Source organism: Pseudomonas sp. ACN8, assembly GCF_002303925.1.
In the GTDB taxonomy this organism is placed as follows: Bacteria; Pseudomonadota; Gammaproteobacteria; order Pseudomonadales; family Pseudomonadaceae; genus Aquipseudomonas.
On sequence record NZ_MRCS01000030.1, the window covers coordinates 70,278 to 86,671 of the forward strand.

The 16,394-nt window shown below is 52.1% G+C and carries 15 protein-coding genes and 1 pseudogene; 13 read left to right on the forward strand and 3 right to left on the reverse strand.

What is annotated here, in order from left to right:
- Window positions 1-25: 25 nt before the first annotated feature.
- The 10 genes from BSF44_RS29845 to BSF44_RS17890 all read left to right on the forward strand — a co-directional run bounded on the left by BSF44_RS29845 (window position 26) and on the right by BSF44_RS17890 (window position 8,664).
- On the forward strand, window positions 26-601 hold the full coding sequence (locus tag BSF44_RS29845; RefSeq protein ID WP_141250048.1) for a hypothetical protein: 576 nt from the start codon (window positions 26-28) through the stop codon (window positions 599-601).
- Window positions 602-684: 83 nt separating this feature from the next.
- Window positions 685-900 (forward strand): hypothetical protein, encoded by a 216-nt coding sequence (locus BSF44_RS17850; RefSeq protein WP_095944624.1) that lies wholly within the window; start codon window positions 685-687, stop codon window positions 898-900.
- Window positions 893-1,339 (forward strand): hypothetical protein, encoded by a 447-nt coding sequence (locus BSF44_RS29850; RefSeq protein ID WP_141250049.1) that lies wholly within the window; start codon window positions 893-895, stop codon window positions 1,337-1,339. The genes BSF44_RS17850 and BSF44_RS29850 overlap by 8 nt, the downstream gene beginning before the upstream one ends.
- Before the next feature lie 5 nt (window positions 1,340-1,344).
- Complete coding sequence (locus tag BSF44_RS17855) at window positions 1,345-3,714, forward strand: hypothetical protein (RefSeq protein WP_095944625.1); 2,370 nt, start codon at window positions 1,345-1,347, stop codon at window positions 3,712-3,714.
- Between the two features lie 51 nt (window positions 3,715-3,765).
- Window positions 3,766-4,119: a hypothetical protein gene (locus tag BSF44_RS17860; protein WP_095944626.1), complete on the forward strand. Its 354-nt coding sequence runs from the start codon at window positions 3,766-3,768 to the stop codon at window positions 4,117-4,119.
- A gap of 15 nt (window positions 4,120-4,134) precedes the next feature.
- The gene (locus BSF44_RS17865; RefSeq protein ID WP_095944627.1) at window positions 4,135-4,377 is read left to right on the forward strand and encodes a hypothetical protein; all 243 of its coding nucleotides are present in this window, start codon (window positions 4,135-4,137) and stop codon (window positions 4,375-4,377) included.
- Window positions 4,377-4,589 carry a hypothetical protein gene (locus BSF44_RS29855; protein ID WP_141250050.1) on the forward strand — a complete coding sequence of 71 codons (213 nt, stop codon included), beginning with the start codon at window positions 4,377-4,379 and terminating at the stop codon, window positions 4,587-4,589. The genes BSF44_RS17865 and BSF44_RS29855 overlap by 1 nt, the downstream gene beginning before the upstream one ends.
- Before the next feature lie 372 nt (window positions 4,590-4,961).
- Window positions 4,962-5,606, forward strand: coding sequence for an NUMOD4 domain-containing protein (locus BSF44_RS17875; RefSeq protein WP_095944629.1), 645 nt, complete (start codon window positions 4,962-4,964; stop codon window positions 5,604-5,606).
- A gap of 17 nt (window positions 5,607-5,623) precedes the next feature.
- The gene (locus BSF44_RS17880; protein ID WP_095944630.1) at window positions 5,624-6,310 is read left to right on the forward strand and encodes a hypothetical protein; all 687 of its coding nucleotides are present in this window, start codon (window positions 5,624-5,626) and stop codon (window positions 6,308-6,310) included.
- Window positions 6,311-7,689: 1,379 nt separating this feature from the next.
- Complete coding sequence (locus BSF44_RS17890) at window positions 7,690-8,664, forward strand: recombinase family protein (RefSeq protein WP_371918277.1); 975 nt, start codon at window positions 7,690-7,692, stop codon at window positions 8,662-8,664.
- A gap of 358 nt (window positions 8,665-9,022) precedes the next feature.
- On the opposite strand, the gene BSF44_RS17895 is transcribed toward BSF44_RS17890, so the two are convergent.
- A complete protein-coding gene (locus BSF44_RS17895; protein ID WP_095944632.1) occupies window positions 9,023-9,280 on the reverse strand; it encodes a hypothetical protein in 258 nt (85 codons plus the stop codon).
- 376 nt (window positions 9,281-9,656) lie between these two features.
- Window positions 9,657-11,357, reverse strand: a complete 1,701-nt coding sequence (locus BSF44_RS17905) for a recombinase family protein (protein WP_256589100.1) — start codon at window positions 11,355-11,357, stop codon at window positions 9,657-9,659.
- On the opposite strand from BSF44_RS17905, the pseudogene BSF44_RS17910 reads away from it, so the two are divergent.
- Window positions 11,316-11,924, forward strand: a pseudogene (locus BSF44_RS17910) (DMT family transporter); the annotation flags it as partial. The gene BSF44_RS17905 and the pseudogene BSF44_RS17910 sit on opposite strands and share 42 nt — an antisense overlap.
- A 272-nt stretch (window positions 11,925-12,196) precedes the next feature.
- Here BSF44_RS17910 and BSF44_RS17915 read toward each other — a convergent pair.
- The gene (locus BSF44_RS17915; RefSeq protein WP_095944634.1) at window positions 12,197-13,060 is read right to left on the reverse strand and encodes a DMT family transporter; all 864 of its coding nucleotides are present in this window, start codon (window positions 13,058-13,060) and stop codon (window positions 12,197-12,199) included.
- A gap of 1,014 nt (window positions 13,061-14,074) precedes the next feature.
- Here BSF44_RS17915 and cysD point away from each other — a divergent pair.
- Together cysD and cysN are read left to right on the forward strand one after the other, a co-directional pair.
- Window positions 14,075-15,016 carry a sulfate adenylyltransferase subunit CysD gene (gene cysD / locus BSF44_RS17920; RefSeq protein ID WP_371918278.1) on the forward strand — a complete coding sequence of 314 codons (942 nt, stop codon included), beginning with the start codon at window positions 14,075-14,077 and terminating at the stop codon, window positions 15,014-15,016.
- On the forward strand, window positions 15,016-16,394 hold a 1,379-nt coding region (cysN, locus tag BSF44_RS17925), incomplete at its 3' end, for a sulfate adenylyltransferase subunit CysN (protein ID WP_095944636.1). The genes cysD and cysN, both read left to right, overlap by 1 nt.

A 16,394-nucleotide genomic window follows, 5' to 3' on the forward strand; every position in this document is an offset into this window, starting at 1 on the left:
AAACCAATTAATAGGAGATTTACAAATGACAAGTTTCAACCAAGCAACTCTGGACGCTCTCAAAGCAGAAGCCACAGCCAATTACAAAAATCGTATTGACGGATACGATGCATATGCAACTACCTGCCCAAAGACACTACGAGCCATTCCGGGATGGGTTGTCGGTGCTGACGTAATGGCTACAGTCGTATATCAAAGTGAGCTTATCCCAACTTACATCGATTACGCCGCTAAAGGTTACGTTTACAAAGATACTATCCCAATGGTTGGCAGCAGTGCTCAAATCCTTCTTACAAAACCAGAGAAACCAGTAGATTTGGATGGTGCTGAAGTTCGCGTACAGGGCGTCCAATATCAGAGTGATGACATTGTAAAAATCCATGGAGAAGTTGAAGCCAAGTATCGTGGCGAGTGCGAAGCCAAGGATATCGCAGCAACTCAAGCGGAGAAGGATCGTATTTACGCTGAAGCTCTTGCGGAGGTCGAAGTTGAAGAACAAGCCGCACTAGCTGATAAAGCCGCTGCTCGTGCAGCACAGATTCAAGCTCGTATTGCTGAAAAGGTAACAGTTAAACCAGCAACCAAGCGAACTGCCAAGTAATATATCCTTCGGGGGCATCGCCCCCAACCACTTCCCGTATCGCATACAACACCATACCACCTAATTACCAAGGAGATATTCCCGTGCAAGCAACTTACCTCAAGCAACAACAAGCCGAACTACTGGCATTCATCTTCGCCCTTTGCTCTGACGACCCTAATCAAAAACTTATTGGAGAACTTGGAGCATTCGAATTAATGAAAGAATTGAATGAATCCGTGCTTAACCACGCAGTTGATTGTTATTCGATCCTCAAATCCAAAACCGAGACCTACACAAAGGAGGCCATTAATGACTAAAGAATTCAAACGACAATCCAACCGCCATCTTCACGCACTCTACGAAAGTGGAACGCAATACAGTATCTACCTTGTAGGACCAAGAGTGGATATCGTTAAGCTCCCTCGATTCTTTCGACGCTTTCTAAAGCAGAGATTGGGCATGCGTCCTAAGTTTCATCTATTTTGGTTCAATACGAATCGTGGTCTGTGCATTGCTATTAGTTCCACAATGCCTGTACGCAGAATCACTGAAGACTTCTACACTGACGCGGTAAGACTCGGTCATATTGAAGGAGCCCACCAACTCTACATTGGTGGCAATAAGACAACACTAACGACGACATTTGCAACCATCACAAACCAATACCAACCACAGTTTGGAGTTCGTACATTTGGCGGGAGCGTAGTAAGTCCTACAGCAGACCAGACCGCCGCTAGATCGCTGGCAAAGAGATAATCACAATGAATGTAAATGAAGAAATCGCACGGCTAACGGGCAAGCTAGTATTTGAAGTTAACAGCGCCCCGCTACAACGCTTCCAAGCCTTGATGGCTCGCAGCACACAACACATGGCAAAGATGGGAGCTGAGTACAACAAGCTTGCTGCCTCCATGAACAAATCTTTGAAGATAAAGGTTGATACAACTGCACTCGACAAGGCCAAGGCCAAACTAGACAACGCTATGAGCCGCGAGCATCGAGCGGAAGTTGCTCTAGGCAATCAGAAACGTACAACTTTCGCTGCTGAGCTATCACAACAGAAGTTGACGTATGCAGGAACAAAACAGCAAGCAGGTCTTGTATCTGGCCTTCTAAAGTCCCAGCAGGAAGGCGCTGTAGTGGCCGCTAAGGCTCACGCTGTACAGATGCGAGCCAAAGGGATGACCAAGCAACAGTTCGCCTCCCAGAACGCTCTAACGGCCTCCCTTGCCAAGCAGGCCAGGCTAGAGGCAATTGCCGCCAAGACTCGTGCAACTACCCAAAAGGCTAACAACGCACACCTGAAGTCGATGACCCAGATTCAACGTATTCAGCAGGTGATGAACCAAGCACAGACGACAGCCCAACAGCGTGCAGCAAAGCACACCGTACAGTTGGCAAGTTTGCAGCAGGCGAACGCCAACAAGGTAACTAACCAAGCTCAGAAAGATCAGAAGTTTCAATGGCAGATGGCGCGTCAACAACAGTGGCAAGCCAACCAGAACGCCAGAAACTCTCAAAGCTCCAGCGGCTTTGGTGCAATGGGCGGCCTGATGGCTCTAGGCGGTATCGGTGCTGTAGTTGGTGGCCTTACTGCCGCTATCGGTGCTCTCAACAATCGAATGAAAGAACGTCAAGAAGGTGTGCAAGAGGCTCAAGGCTTTAACAACACATTTATGTCGATCAGCAATAACCCTGAGATTGTAAAGGCTTACCGTGATTCGTTCATTCGCTCACAGAACGAGAACGGCGGAACAATTGACACCGATACAGCCAAGGACTTCAGAACCCTAGCAATCAACATGGCAGCCGCTGGCAAGACGCTTGATCAGATCACCGATACTTGGAACGTGCGTCAACAAGCGTTCTCCGTTGCTGGGACTAGCAAAGAAGACAACAAGGAGTTGAATAAGCAACTTGGTCAAATGGCGTCTGATGGTACTGGCGCTGCAAGTGACGCCAACATTATCAACGACAGAGCGCCCATGCTCACACCTTACGTTGTCCGTGAGTACATGGCCGAAAAAGGTATCACCGATTATCAGAAAGGACTTGGTGCGTACAACAAAGACCTGAAGGGCGGAAAAGGCGTCAAATACGCTTGGTATGACAACGCAATGCGAAAGCTCGTCAAAGACAATGGTGAGTCGCTTGAACGCAACCGCAATAGCGTAGCCACTGCCCAACAGCGAGCTGATAACCAAGCTTACTTGAATACGAATAACATCAACTCTGATGCTGAACTATCTCAAGTAATCAAGGATAGGATTCAGGCAGAGCGTGAATTGAACGAAGCAATGCAGCCGCTCAAGACCTCCCTTGCACAATTCGATATTGCTCTTACAGGTGTAATGACTGGCGCTCTTCGCATGATGGCGAACAAGAACGCTGATGGTAGCGAGAAGAGCGATCAACAGAAGACGCAGGAAAGTCTGACAACGGCAGATGTGCCAGTATCTCTAAGCATGGTTGGCACACACGACTATTCCAATGTTGATGGCAACTCCCAACATCAGGGCGGTCCTATTGGCGGCTTCTACAACTGGCTATTCAACGTCAAAGACAACCGAGAAAGCGACAAGAAGCAAGCTGGCGATTTAGTCAATCAACCCCCCGATATCTGGAATCAGAAAGAGACGCCATTCAATCAAGCTGTAATGCCGGGGTTCATGCCACAACTTGGACTCAACATGGAGGAGTGGCAGAAGCAGGCAGGAGATTGGTCGAAACTTACTCCAAATATCAATGACGAGAAAGAGACGCCGTATCGTCAGGCCATAGCCCCAGGATTCTTGCCAAAACTTGAAATCAACATGGATAACTTCCTGAAGAATGCCGAAGCATTCAACCGAGTGCAAGAAACTAATACGGCTGTTAACTTCGCAACCCAACCACCCGTTGGCGTAATGGCACCAGCCACTATTACCAACGCCCCTGTCGTCAATATTGAAGGTGCCAAGATCAATATTGAACTTCACGGCAAAGCAACCGAAGAAGACAGTGCTTTGGTCATGACTCACGTTACTCAAGAACTTGATAAACGAGACGCCAATATTCCACAACTGGTAGACCGTGCATTGAGCAACATGATTGGGAATTCCCGCTCCATGCAATCGCAAGTTCGTCAATAAGGGGAGAGGCTTTGGCCTCTCGCCCTACCCCACCAAAGGAGCCCACCCCCAATGGCCGATATCAACATCGGAAAGGGTTGGTTGGGAACCTTCTTATTCTTTATCCTTTTAAGTTTGGCAATCGGCATCTTCAATACTTCGCAAATATCGAATGGCGATTCTCACACATTAAAAGAATCAACATCCTACACGGATCGTAGAATGGCAGAGCAGAAAGTATACGTTGATCAAAGATCGCTTGAACTTCGAGAGGAATACTTAGGCATTGCTCGTCAGCAATCCACAACCAACCGTTACCTAATCTTCTTATCTTGCACAACAAAGAAGACAACGAGCGAATGCAAGCAAGAACAAGAAGAACTTGACCAACTCCAACTTGAAAGTCAGCAACTACCAAACCAATAACACAAGGAAACCAATATGAATATCCGCAAGCAACTGCTCACCAACCACTTCCCTGAAGAAGTAACAGAAGCAATCTTGAAGACTGCTGAAGACCTTTCAGCAGATCAATTCTACACCATGTACAAGTTCTTGATGGCAGAGAAAGCAAGCATTACCGAAATTTACAAGCGAGCCCTTGAAGAAGACGCTCAAACCGCAATCAAAGACGGCTACGACATCACTACACAAATTCTTGAAGCGAAGTACGGTAAGAAATAATGGCTAAACCAATACTTTCCTTGAAGAAGAAGCCAATCGTTGAATTGAAAACTGAAGAGACACTCGCCAGTGATATCACGGTCAATCCTCTGACAATCGTTGAAGTTGTTGAATGGGACTACACGCCAGAAGAAGACTTTCAACCGCGTCAACGTAAACGCCGTAAAGACAGGCATGTTGAGCAATATCGTAAAGAGGCCAGATGGCAGTGAGGAATTACAATACATATGATATGTACGGGCTCCTACAAGGGCTTCTAGACGCTCTTGGCAAGCACGCCAATGCTATCCCGCTGCAAGTGCGTGCAGACCTCGCTACAGCGTTTATACGGGCTCTCCCAGAGCATGCTGAAGATATACAAATTGAAGCCACACAACGCGAGCCAATTCAACAACGGAGAGTGTACAGAGAACCAAATCCTGTAGCACCAGAACTCTCCCCACTCGGTGCATTCATCGCACACTAACGAAGCCACGCCCTGTGGCTACCCTCTTGGCAATACCTCCTGACTCTTCCCCACATCACACAAAGCTAGTGGTACGTCTCCGTATTGCCTTCTACTTCCCATAGAAGGAATAACAAAAATGAAATCCAGATTTAACAACCCAACAACCGATACCAACTCTTTCCACCCATCTGACGTGTACTTCACTCTTGAGCATATCAAGTGCATTACCGGCGATGAAAGATGGAGAACCATTCCAGACTTCACCAGATACGAAGCCTCTACAGGCGGACGTATACGCGATACGCACACTTGCGAAATCGTGCAACAGAACTTCAACCCGAAGCAACAGTATTACCGCGTAACTCTTACAGGTGACGATGGCAAGCGTGGAAACCAGTTTGTTCACCGCATGGTTGCAAAAGCCTTCTCTTGGGCTCGCCCACTAAAACAGGGAGACGGCTGGTTTGTAGATCACGTCAATCACAACGGTGAGGACAATCGCCCTTGCAACCTCCGCGCAATCTCTGCTGCTGCTAATGCCAACAACAAACGCCATCAAACTCGACACTGGTACGAAGAACTCTTGCTCACCATTCCACTGATTTTTGCTAGACGCTACGGAGTCAGAATTTCACTCAAAGGAAAGACTTTGCCAGCGTATACAAAAGTTTTGAATGCAATAAAACAGTTCCCAGACCACCCAATCGAGCACGCGTTCATTGTATCTGAATGCTCCGTCGGCATGCCCCATCTAACCCACCCAGAATATCTAATCGCTTAACACGGAGAACAACAACAATGAATTCAACGCACCAAACTTTCAAGATGGAAATCAACTTTGCAACCGGCGAACTAACCGAGGTTATCCACACTTACACAACCACTCAATTCATCGCCCCGACAGACAACCATGAGCAACTTCCGACCGCACAGAAGCCCGTACAAGCGCCGCTGAGCCCAGAGCATATAAAAGATGCTCTACGACTCAAGGCATCCGCTAACGACGCCCATATCGAAGCACAGAAGCCACCAGCAACCACCGTTGCGGTCCTGCCAGTGAAGCGCGTCACACGACCTAAGAAAGTGACGATCAACAAGATCGCGATGCACGTTAGCTTGGCTGACGTAGAAGAAAGATCGAGCAACGGCCAACCACTTCAAAACTGGGTTGAAGATTACGTCATGGGAGCGTGCTACACCGTCGCCAAGGCGAGCAAGGGCAAGCTGAACGTAAGTCCCGCCCATGTCTTCGCAGCAGTGAAAATGGATATCATCAGCACGGAGTCGGTAGGTGCTGCCTTCAGGAACTCCAAGGGCGAACCACTCGGGAAGACTCAGGTGGCACTGATCGGGCAATGCGCAAGATATGCCCTGAACGGGATGCAGATGTACCTTGATCGAAATCCTGGCCTGTACGAAGCCTTGCAAGCCGAAGTGGACTTCATCGCCGCTTACAACGAGCAAAAGCAGGCAGTTGCAGCATAACGCTGTAACACGTACCTCTGGGTAGCCCACATGCCGTAACGCTCCCTGTGGACGTTGCAGCGGCTCTGGCGGATGCTGAAGGCCCAAGTGGCCTGAAGGGTAAATACCGTGAAGGCTTCGTGTACAAATCGATGGAGCGAGACTTCTCGTTCAAGGTGATTTCGAACGCCTACTTGCTGAAGGAGGAATAAAAGCTAGACTTGTAGTCTGCACAAGTCTAGAATCTCAGGCATAAAAAGGCCCGCCCCGTTAATTACGGGAGCGGGCTCTTGCACGTTCTCTAAGGTCATCAATTTCACGTCTAGTCCTTTTGTTGTCATCCTCGATCAAGTCATATCTCTTGTTGGAGATAAACTGTAGAGTGTTCAACTGCTCCTGCAAGTTGTTGACCTTCTGTTCGTATTTGCGATAGCCGGAACGGCATATCCATCGCGGCAATCTGTCGCATATCTATAACAATCTGTCATTCAATAACTGACCAACCAGACAGGAATATCCTGTAAATCTGGCTGCAATGCCCGGCCTAGAGCGCTATGCACAATTGTGCATATGCATTTGCGGATATAGTGTCGCATGATATAGAGAGCACAGCGAACGACCAGAAGCGAAGCGACTGGATATCATCGCCGTAAGCTGAAGTCTGACCACTGAAAAAGATATTCCGGGACTATAGAAGGCGACAGCCTTGGAAGGTCCACACAGTCAAAAAGATATTCCGGGACTATATAGAGACGGTACGTCTCAGCTGAGCACAGTCGGCGTAGCCGATGGTTTAGCACGGTCAAGGCGGTAGCCTGATGGTATTACTCTTGAAAGTTTATCTTTGTTAGAAAAGTAATAAAAATTACTGATGAACGAAGTGAATCATTTCTAACCTAGTACCTACCATCAAGCTTGCTTGATAGTGTTATACCATCTGACCTTCGGTCAACGGTTAGCACGGACAGGCGAAAGCCTGAGAGCAACCTTCTTAAGTACGGGCTTCACTACGTGAGTTAGTGCCCGTAATAAATTTCAATTGTGATCAAGCTTCAGTGGTAATCCTACTGAAAGCTGTCGCTTTCCAGATGATACGTCGTTGACCTTCGGTCCCCTATATATCATGCGACACTATATCAACACTTGTATATATCAACACTTGTATACTGCTGTAGGCCACGTAATCCGTGGTGTGTAGCTGATTGCCCTATCGGGCCGCTGTCCAGTTGGTCAGCTTTCTACACTGTGCATACAGCCCAAGGGCACGCTCCCCGCCTCCAATAACCTGATAACAACCTGCCCATAACTGGCTGAAACCCTTACCGGCTAGTGGCTTCCCTGATGGCAGTACGCGCCACCTACAGACCAACCCCAATGAATACGGGGCTTGAACGCCCTTGATGCTAAGCCTGATCGCTTCACGCACACCAATAATCGTTTTTGTGCAAATTCGAATGAAATTCGATGACCCACCTAGCAAATCCACGAATATTGGAATCAGTCAACCGATTTCTTCAGGAATACGCAATATTTCACCCAAGCCCACTAAATCAGGGTTTGTCATTTGGCAGGAGCGGATATTTTCAATTGCACTAACGGTCGTTCCCCCAATTGACAATTCGCTGTCTTTCTCCGTAAACTGCTTCCACACACAACGGAGCACCACCATGAAAGTAGTTGCGTACATTCGAGTCTCTACCCGAGGCCAAGGCGATTCAGGTCTAGGCCTGGATGCACAACGCGACTACATCACCCGTGCTGCTAGTCAGAATGGCTGGGAGATCGTTGGTGAATTCGTTGACGTGGTATCGGGCAAGCTGGCTATCGAGGACCGCCCTGAAGGTGCAAAGGCTTTGGCTATGTGCAAGGAGCAGAACGCTCAATTAGTGGTTGCAAAGCTGGATCGTCTGAGTCGTGATGTTCACCACATTGCAGGCTTGATGAAAACCACCAAGTTCAAAGTGGCAACCATGCCTCAAGCCCAGACTTTTGAACTGCACCTGTACGCTGCCTTGGCACAACAAGAACGCGAGTTCATTTCAGGCCGTACCCGTGAAGCTCTAGCAGCCCTTCAGAGCCGTGCTGACGCTGGTGATGCTGTAGCAGTGCAGAAGGTAAAGAACAGGTCTGACGCACTCGCCAAAGGTCGTGCAGTCGCTGATATCACAGCAGCCAATGCAATCCGTATGGATAAAATCGCCAGCTACCAAGCAGCCATAGAACCACACCTGAAGTCCTGCCTTCACGACAAGATCAAAACCCTTCAGTCAGTAGCTGATTGCCTCAACGCTAAAAGCTTGCGTACCGCTCGTGGTAGCGAGTTCACACCAACGGCAGTACGTCGCCTGATGCTGGCTCTCAACGTCGCCTTCTGAGCCTGTAGGAGCTTCCAGCGGGCACAGAGTTGCCCAACTTATTATGAAATTGCGTAGCTTTCTATTTGAGCCCGTCGTTTCTTGCTTGGTAGCTCTGATGGTGCGACCAGATTATATTTTCCAGAATGCCCCCACCCCCTCTTCCCGAAAAGTGCCCATAAAATTTTGGGCGGATTGGGAAGCCACAGCTTATTTTTTCCCAGCCCTGTGCTAGCCACTCTCTTCGAGAGTCCCCTGCTCCCGGCGGCGGATTTGGGAAATCACACCAGAAGTGCTATCCCGATTTTCGCGTATTTGGAAATCGGTGAAAGAAAAGCCCGCATCGTGGCGGGCTCTATGACGCCTGAATCTTGCGTTATCAGGAAGACTTTTCGCCACCCTTGAAGCCTTCGATAATCCATACGATCAAATACATTGCAAGGTGGATACCAAAGAGAACAGCCACGCTGGAAATTATCATACCGATCCCTGATTGGACCTTATGGTCTAGCAACGCAAGTCCTACGCCTAACAGCACACCTGCTGCCGGTATTCCAATTCTCAATACTTGAACCAGTCGCCAGTAGCCTTCGTGCTTGAACCAGTCGGGACGATTGAACAAAAAGCTTTTCAACATTTCATCACTCCAAAAGAAGGCCGCTCAAGTCGATGGCACTTAGATTCTACGGGGGAACGCCCCCAATACAACACAAGGAATAATTTATGAAGGGATTGATAGCGAGCATTGTCCTGCTCCTGGCCCTCAACACAGCGAACGCTGACGGCCTGATTCAGAACGCAGGTATGAGACCACTCGTAAGCGATGACGCACGCGCCACGCTCTTGACGATTCGTCATTGCAAGGAGGGGTTTGGCTGTGCGGATACCCGGCTAGATCGCATCTTTAAAAATCCTAGAGCTTGCGATTCAGCCGGGAGGGACGCCATCGTGCATTTCCTGTTGACTGATGCAGACGAAGGCATCACAGGCCACACGGTTTCTTACAGCTGCCTTTAGGAAACGTCCTCGACAAATTCCTCACCATTCCAACGAAGGGTTTGTGTGATTGGCGTAGCTTCAAGCTCAGCTATTGCAGCAGCCACCCGCTTGGAGTTGGGCATATCAAGGTGATGCTCGATACGACCATTTTCGATGACCCTGTAAGTCTCTGTGGGACGGTGTGAGCCTTTGTACTCGTACACTTGAGTGATGCCCCCAGTTTGCAAATGGGGCTCGTCTACGGTGATCGTAGAGTCATCACAAACGATGGAATAGCCGACGCCTTGTAGCAGTGCATTCAGCCGTTGTTCGTCGTCATCCATCAACGTGTGTTGAAGGTCGATCATGTCGTCTAACGTCGATGGAGCAGGCGCCACCTTCAGCAGTGCTTTCTCCTGCTCAAGCTGGTCAATCAGCACCAACACCTTGTCGAGTGCGTCCGTGAATACTTTCGCCAATCCGTATTGCACGACAGCATCAGCAGCGTTCGTTTCACGACGACGAAGCTCGGTTAACTCGCCGTCAATCTCGATCATTCGCTTCTCGCCAGATGACAGATTCTGACTAGCAGCGGCGCGTTGCATGGCGCCGTACATTGTCTGACTACGAACGAAGTCTAGGACGTGCATCGGGATCGAACGGCTATTGCTGCAACCAGCTTCACCCAACCTATGACGCCCCATGCACAACATCACAGCCGGGGACCGCTTCGTGTTAACCACACCGAAGTTCTTACCACAGCGACCACACTTCACCAGACCAGAAAGCAGGTAGAGCGTTGATGCTGATTTGATCTTGGTGCCAGATGCCAAACGCTTCTGTACTCGGTGCCAGAGTTCTTTGCTGACCACAGCGGGATATACGTCTTCGATTGGTGCCTGCTCCACGCCATCGATGGGCCAAGGTTGCCAACGACCGATAGCCGTAGGATTCCTCAACCACTTCTTGATAGTGGTGGGATTCAGATTGTCTAGGAGCGGATGTTGGCCCCGGATACGTGCAAGGATTCGACGCTCGCCAATACCATCAGCGTAATCCTGAAAGATGCTCACAATGAACGGAGCAACGTCTTCAACCAACTTGCCTTCAGCATCCAGCCATAACGGTGTGCGACGTTTTGCACCACCACCTTCAGCAGCCTTCGCACGTTTACGGACGTAGGCTTCTTTAATTCGACGGCTGAGTGCGTCTGAATACTGGTGTGCTTGTTGAATCTTCGCCATCAACAGGAACAAATGGTTTGTGTTGACTGACTCACGGTTGTACGTGATCCCATCGTCCAGAGTCACGATATCAACACCAGCGTTCACAATGTCAGCGAGCAATGGAAACATCTGGGTTGGCTCAAGGCGCCCGGTCCTGTCGATTGCCTCAATCAGAATCACATCGCCGGACTTGATTACACCGGTTTCGATAGCAGCGAGCAGCTTCCCAAACCCGTTGTCGAGGTGCTTGCCGCTGTAGCCACTGATCCCCAAATCCTTGAAGCTAAGGTCGCTCCTGACGTACTCAGTGTGCGTTATCAGCCAGCGGGCAATGTACTCGTGCTGACGGGCTAGGCTGTCGCCGTGAGCCTGCTGGGCACTGCTGAAGCGGATGTAACTGTATGCCGTGGGCATGGTGGTAGCCTCATAATCAGACGGTGAGGATATCACCTTACGGTTGCCGACTACTTCCCCTTGATGGGCGTGCTGATCGGCGGCCTGTTTTTCCATGAAAGGCTCACTGGCGCCAAACTCGGCGGCGTGTTCCTGGGGCTGTTCGGCGTGGGCGTGCTGACCCGTGCCGGCCCGGTGACGTTCGACATGCAACTGCTGATGGGGGCCGTCGCCTGTCTGCTCGCAACTACTTGCTACGGATTTGCGGGGTTTCTGGCCCGCCGCTGGCTCGATCAGGCCGGTGGGCTCGACAGCCGCCTGTCGGCGCTGGGCAGCATGCTCGGCGCGACGTTGTTCCTGCTGCCGCTGTTCGGCTACAGCGTGATCAGCCAACCACCCGCGACCTGGGGCGGCTGGAGTGTCTGGCTCTCGTTGCTGGGGTTGGGGCTGGGATGCACGGCGTTTGCGTACATTGTTTACTTCCGGCTCCTGAGTTCGATTGGTCCGGTGAAATCGATGACTACGACCTTTTTGATCCCGCTGTTCGGCGTGTTGTGGGGGGCGCTGTTTCTCGATGAGCCGCTGTCGATGGCGCATATCTATGGCGGGTTGTTGATTGCGCTGGCGTTGTGGTTGGTGTTGAAGCCGGCTGCTGTGAAACCGCAAATGGTGGCGGACCGGTAGAGCTGCCGGGATGCTGAAAATGTCATCGCGAGCAGGCTCGCTCCCACAGAGGTCGGTGCTGTACACAAACTCTGTGTTCAGCGCAGAACCCTGCGGGAGCGAGCCTGCTCGCGATGGCGTCAGCCCATACTCCGACAATCACAAGGTAGAAGCACTCATCTCCCCATCGCATTCAGTCTTCGGCAATGCAGCCGTTCATGAATTCGGTGCGTGCCGGGTATGCACTGGCCAAATGAAAAAGGCCCGGAGCATTGCAACAGGCCTTCTCCGGTTTATGCAGGTTTACGGAACACAAACACCAGACCGACGATGATCATCAGCATGCCGAACAGGCTCAACAGCGCCAGGCGATTGCCGAAGATCAGATAGTCCATCACCGCTGTGACCGCCGGTACCAGATAAAACAGGCTGGTGACGTTCACCAGATTGCCCCTGGCGATCAAACGGTAGAGCAACAGTGTCGCCAGCACCGACACCACCAGCCCCATCCACAGCACCGGCAGGATGAAACCGCTGCCGTGCTCGAAGTGAAATGGCTGGAAGGGTACGAAAATCCCGCACAACAGCAGCCCGGCCAGATATTGCACCGGCAATGTGCCGAGGGGATTGTCGGTGATGCGTTTCTGCATGATCGAACCGAAGGTCATGCTCGCCAGCGCCAGCAGACCGAAGAGCATCCCGGCCAGCGACATCCCCGCCAGCCCGATTCCCTGATAGACCACCATGACCAAGCCGGTCAGCCCCAGGGCCAGACCGAATATCCGGCTCCAGGAGCGCTCGCGCTCCATCAGCACCACGGTGAGGATCGGTTGCACGCCCATGATGGTCGCCATCACCCCGGGCGTGACTTTAAGGTCCAGGGCCAGCAGATAGAAAATCTGATACGCCCCCAACAACACCACGCCGGTAGCCATCGCATACCGCATCGGTTTGCCGCCCTTGGGCAACTTCAGCTTGAGCAACGGCACCAGCAACACCAGGCCGCATAGGGCAATGACAAAACGAAACACCAGAAAGGCGAAGGGTGACGCGTGGGCCAGCCCCCACTTGGAGAAAATCGCCCCGCTGCTCCACAGCAAAACGAACAGGCTCGTGGACGCCGCCGCGAGCACGGAGTTTTTCGAAAGGACAAACATGAATACCACCTGTAGTCAGGCAAAAAGCCAACTCAGCCGAAGCTGAAATTCAGTCGTTTTTTTTCGGGTTGGCAGGGGGAACGGCAGAAAGCAGCCGATCAGCCCGAAATGCCAACGCCTGGCGGTGAGACCACCGCGCACACTGGCGTGCGACTGACAGGAGGGGGGTAATGACTGATCTGCCCCGGCTGCTGATTCCCGCACGGCACGACGCCAGCGTTGACCGCTGAATCGACTACCGCGTTGATGAGGGATGCAGGCATTGGGCTGATCTTTTTCAGGAGTGGAAAAGCAGGTCATGAACCTGCCGAGGGCTGACTATAACCAGCGCTGCACAAGAATGGCAATGGGTTACTGCGTGACACGGCGTTGAGGTGCAGGCACGTAAACATTCAATGAACCAGTGTCGCAATTTGTGCTTTAATTGCAAAATAAATCGAAAAGACTCGATAAAACATAATAACCAGAATCCAAAAAAGCAAAATCAACATTTTGCGACAAGGAAGCTATCCAGTGGCAAACCCCGATCTTCTTGGCCTCGATGCCCCGGTTGTATGGGATACGCAGCAGGCCTTCGTCCATCTCAATCAACTCAATCAAGCTGACACCAAGCGCACCGCCGAACGACGCTTGCACGAGCTTGCACTTCTGCCCGATACGCTCAATGCGCAAAACCTGAGTGACGAATCCGGGCGCAGTCCGACACCCTCGGTTCTGGACTGGGAGATTGAAAAGGCCCGGATCAAACGCAAACTGGTGCTATATGCCCAGCTGCATCGCACCGCAGACGGCACGGACGTCTTGCACGCCAACGACGCCCGAGGTGCGCGCTACTGGTTGCCACTCGGGATCGAACCGGTTGACGCTCCATCGCTAAGCGCTGCACTGCGTCGCCTGCAGGCCCACATCGCCAAGAACATCGTCATCTTCCCCAGTGGTCGCCTGGTCAACGTTTGCAGGCAGGCCACTGCGCCAGAACTGGTTGAGTTCGGACTGCTGGGGTACCCGGCCATACTGAACACAAGCAGCCAGATCGGTCCGGTCGATATGCTGAAGGTGCGCACGCCCCACCTCAAGCATCTTGAAGCCGAAAGCCTGCAAATCATTCGCGAGGCGGTGGCCGAGGCGGAAAACCCCGCGATGCTGTACTCGATGGGCAAGGACAGCGCGGTGATGCTGCATCTGGCACGCAAGGCCTTTTACCCGTCTCCACCGCCACTGCCTTTGCTGCACGTCGATACGCGCTGGAAATTCCAGGAGATGTACCTCTTCCGCGACCTGATGGCACGAGAAAGCGGTATGGACCTGCTGGTGCACATCAATCCGGAAGCCATCAGCAAGGGCATCAACCCCTTTGATCATGGTTCGGCACTGCACACCGACATCACCAAGACCGAAGGCCTCAAGCAAGCACTGGACAAATACAAGTTCGACCTGGTGTTCGGCGGCGCACGCCGCGATGAAGAGAAATCCCGGGCCAAGGAACGCATCTTTTCGTTCCGCACCCAGAGCCACCAATGGGACCCGAAACAGCAGCGCCCCGAATTGTGGAACCTCTACAACACGCGAAAAAAACCGGGCGAGAGCATTCGTGTGTTCCCGTTATCCAACTGGACCGAGCTTGATATCTGGCAATACATCTACCAGGAAAACATTCCGCTGGTCCCCCTGTACTTCGCCAAGGAGCGTCCCGTCGTGGTGCGCAACGGCATGACCATCATGGTCGATGACGCCCGCATGCCCCTGCTGCCCGGCGAGAAAATCGAAGCCAGGAACATTCGCTTCCGCACCCTGGGTTGCTACCCGCTGACCGGCGCAATGGAATCGAACGCCACCACCGTGGCTGACATTTTGCTTGAGTTGCTGGACTCCAGTCATTCCGAACGGCAAGGCCGAGCCATCGACAGTGACAGCTCCGCCAGCATGGAAAAGAAAAAGAAAGAAGGATACTTCTGATGTCCCCTAAAGCCCTGGCAATTGCCCCGCAACAACCCTCGACCATTGAGGCTTACCTCGAACAGCAACAAGGCCAGGACCTGCTGCGTTTTATCACCTGCGGCAGCGTCGACGACGGCAAAAGCACCCTGATCGGTCGCCTGCTGTGGGACTCCCGGCAATTGACCGACGATCAACTGGCAACCCTGAAAAACGAATCGAAAAAATATGGCACCCAAGGTGCTGACATCGACTTTGCGTTGCTGGTCGACGGCTTGTCGGCGGAGCGTGAACAGGGCATCACGATCGATGTGGCCTACCGGTATTTCGCAACTGCCAAACGCAAATTCATCGTGGCCGATACGCCGGGCCATGAGCAATACACGCGCAACATGGTGACCGGTGCATCCACTGCCGACGTGGCAATCATCCTTGTCGATGCGCGGCAAGGCGTGCTGACCCAGACCCGGCGTCACGCCTACCTGACATCACTGATGGGTATCCGTCACGTGGCGCTGGCCGTGAACAAGATGGATCTGGTCAACTTTGATCAGGACACCTTCCAGCGTATCGTCGAGACCTTCCAGGCATTCACCCAGACACTGGGCTTTGAGAAGGTCACGGCCATTCCTGTCAGTGCGCTCAAGGGCGACAACATCACCCAGCGCTCGGCCCACACGCCGTGGTACAACGGCCCAACGCTGATGGGTTACCTGGAAACCGCGCAAATCACCGCACCAGAAGCCGAACGCCTGGTGTTTCCCGTGCAGTGGGTGAATCGGCCGAACGCCTCGTTCCGCGGGTTCAGCGGCTATGTTGGCGAAGGCAAGGTCAACGTCGGCGACGAGATCCGCGTGACCCTCTCCGGTCAAACCGCAACGGTGGCGGAAATTGTCAGCATGGACGGCTCGATGCAACAGGCCGAGCGCGGCGACGCCGTCACCTTGAAGCTCGACCGGGAAATCGATGCATCTCGCGGCGACATCATTTCACTGAGCAAGAACCCGCTGGAAACCACCGACCAGTTTGAAGCAACGCTGGTGTGGATGGACGAAGAAGCCGGGCTGCACGGCCGCAACTACGACATCAAGCTTGCCTCGCAATGGGCCAGCGCCTCCATCACCACCATCAAATACCGGGTGGACATCAACACCCTGGCCCACGACGCCAGCACCCAACTACTGCTGAACGATATCAGCGTGTGTACGCTCGCCATCAGCAAACCAATGGTCTACGACAGCTATCAACACTCGAAGACCCTTGGCAGCTTCATCCTGGTCGATCGCATCAGCAACGCCACGGTTGCCGCCGGCATGATCACCCACAGCCTGCGACGCGCGCAGAACGTGCATAAACAGGCCCTCTCGATCAGCCGCGAAAACCGCGAGAAACTCAACGG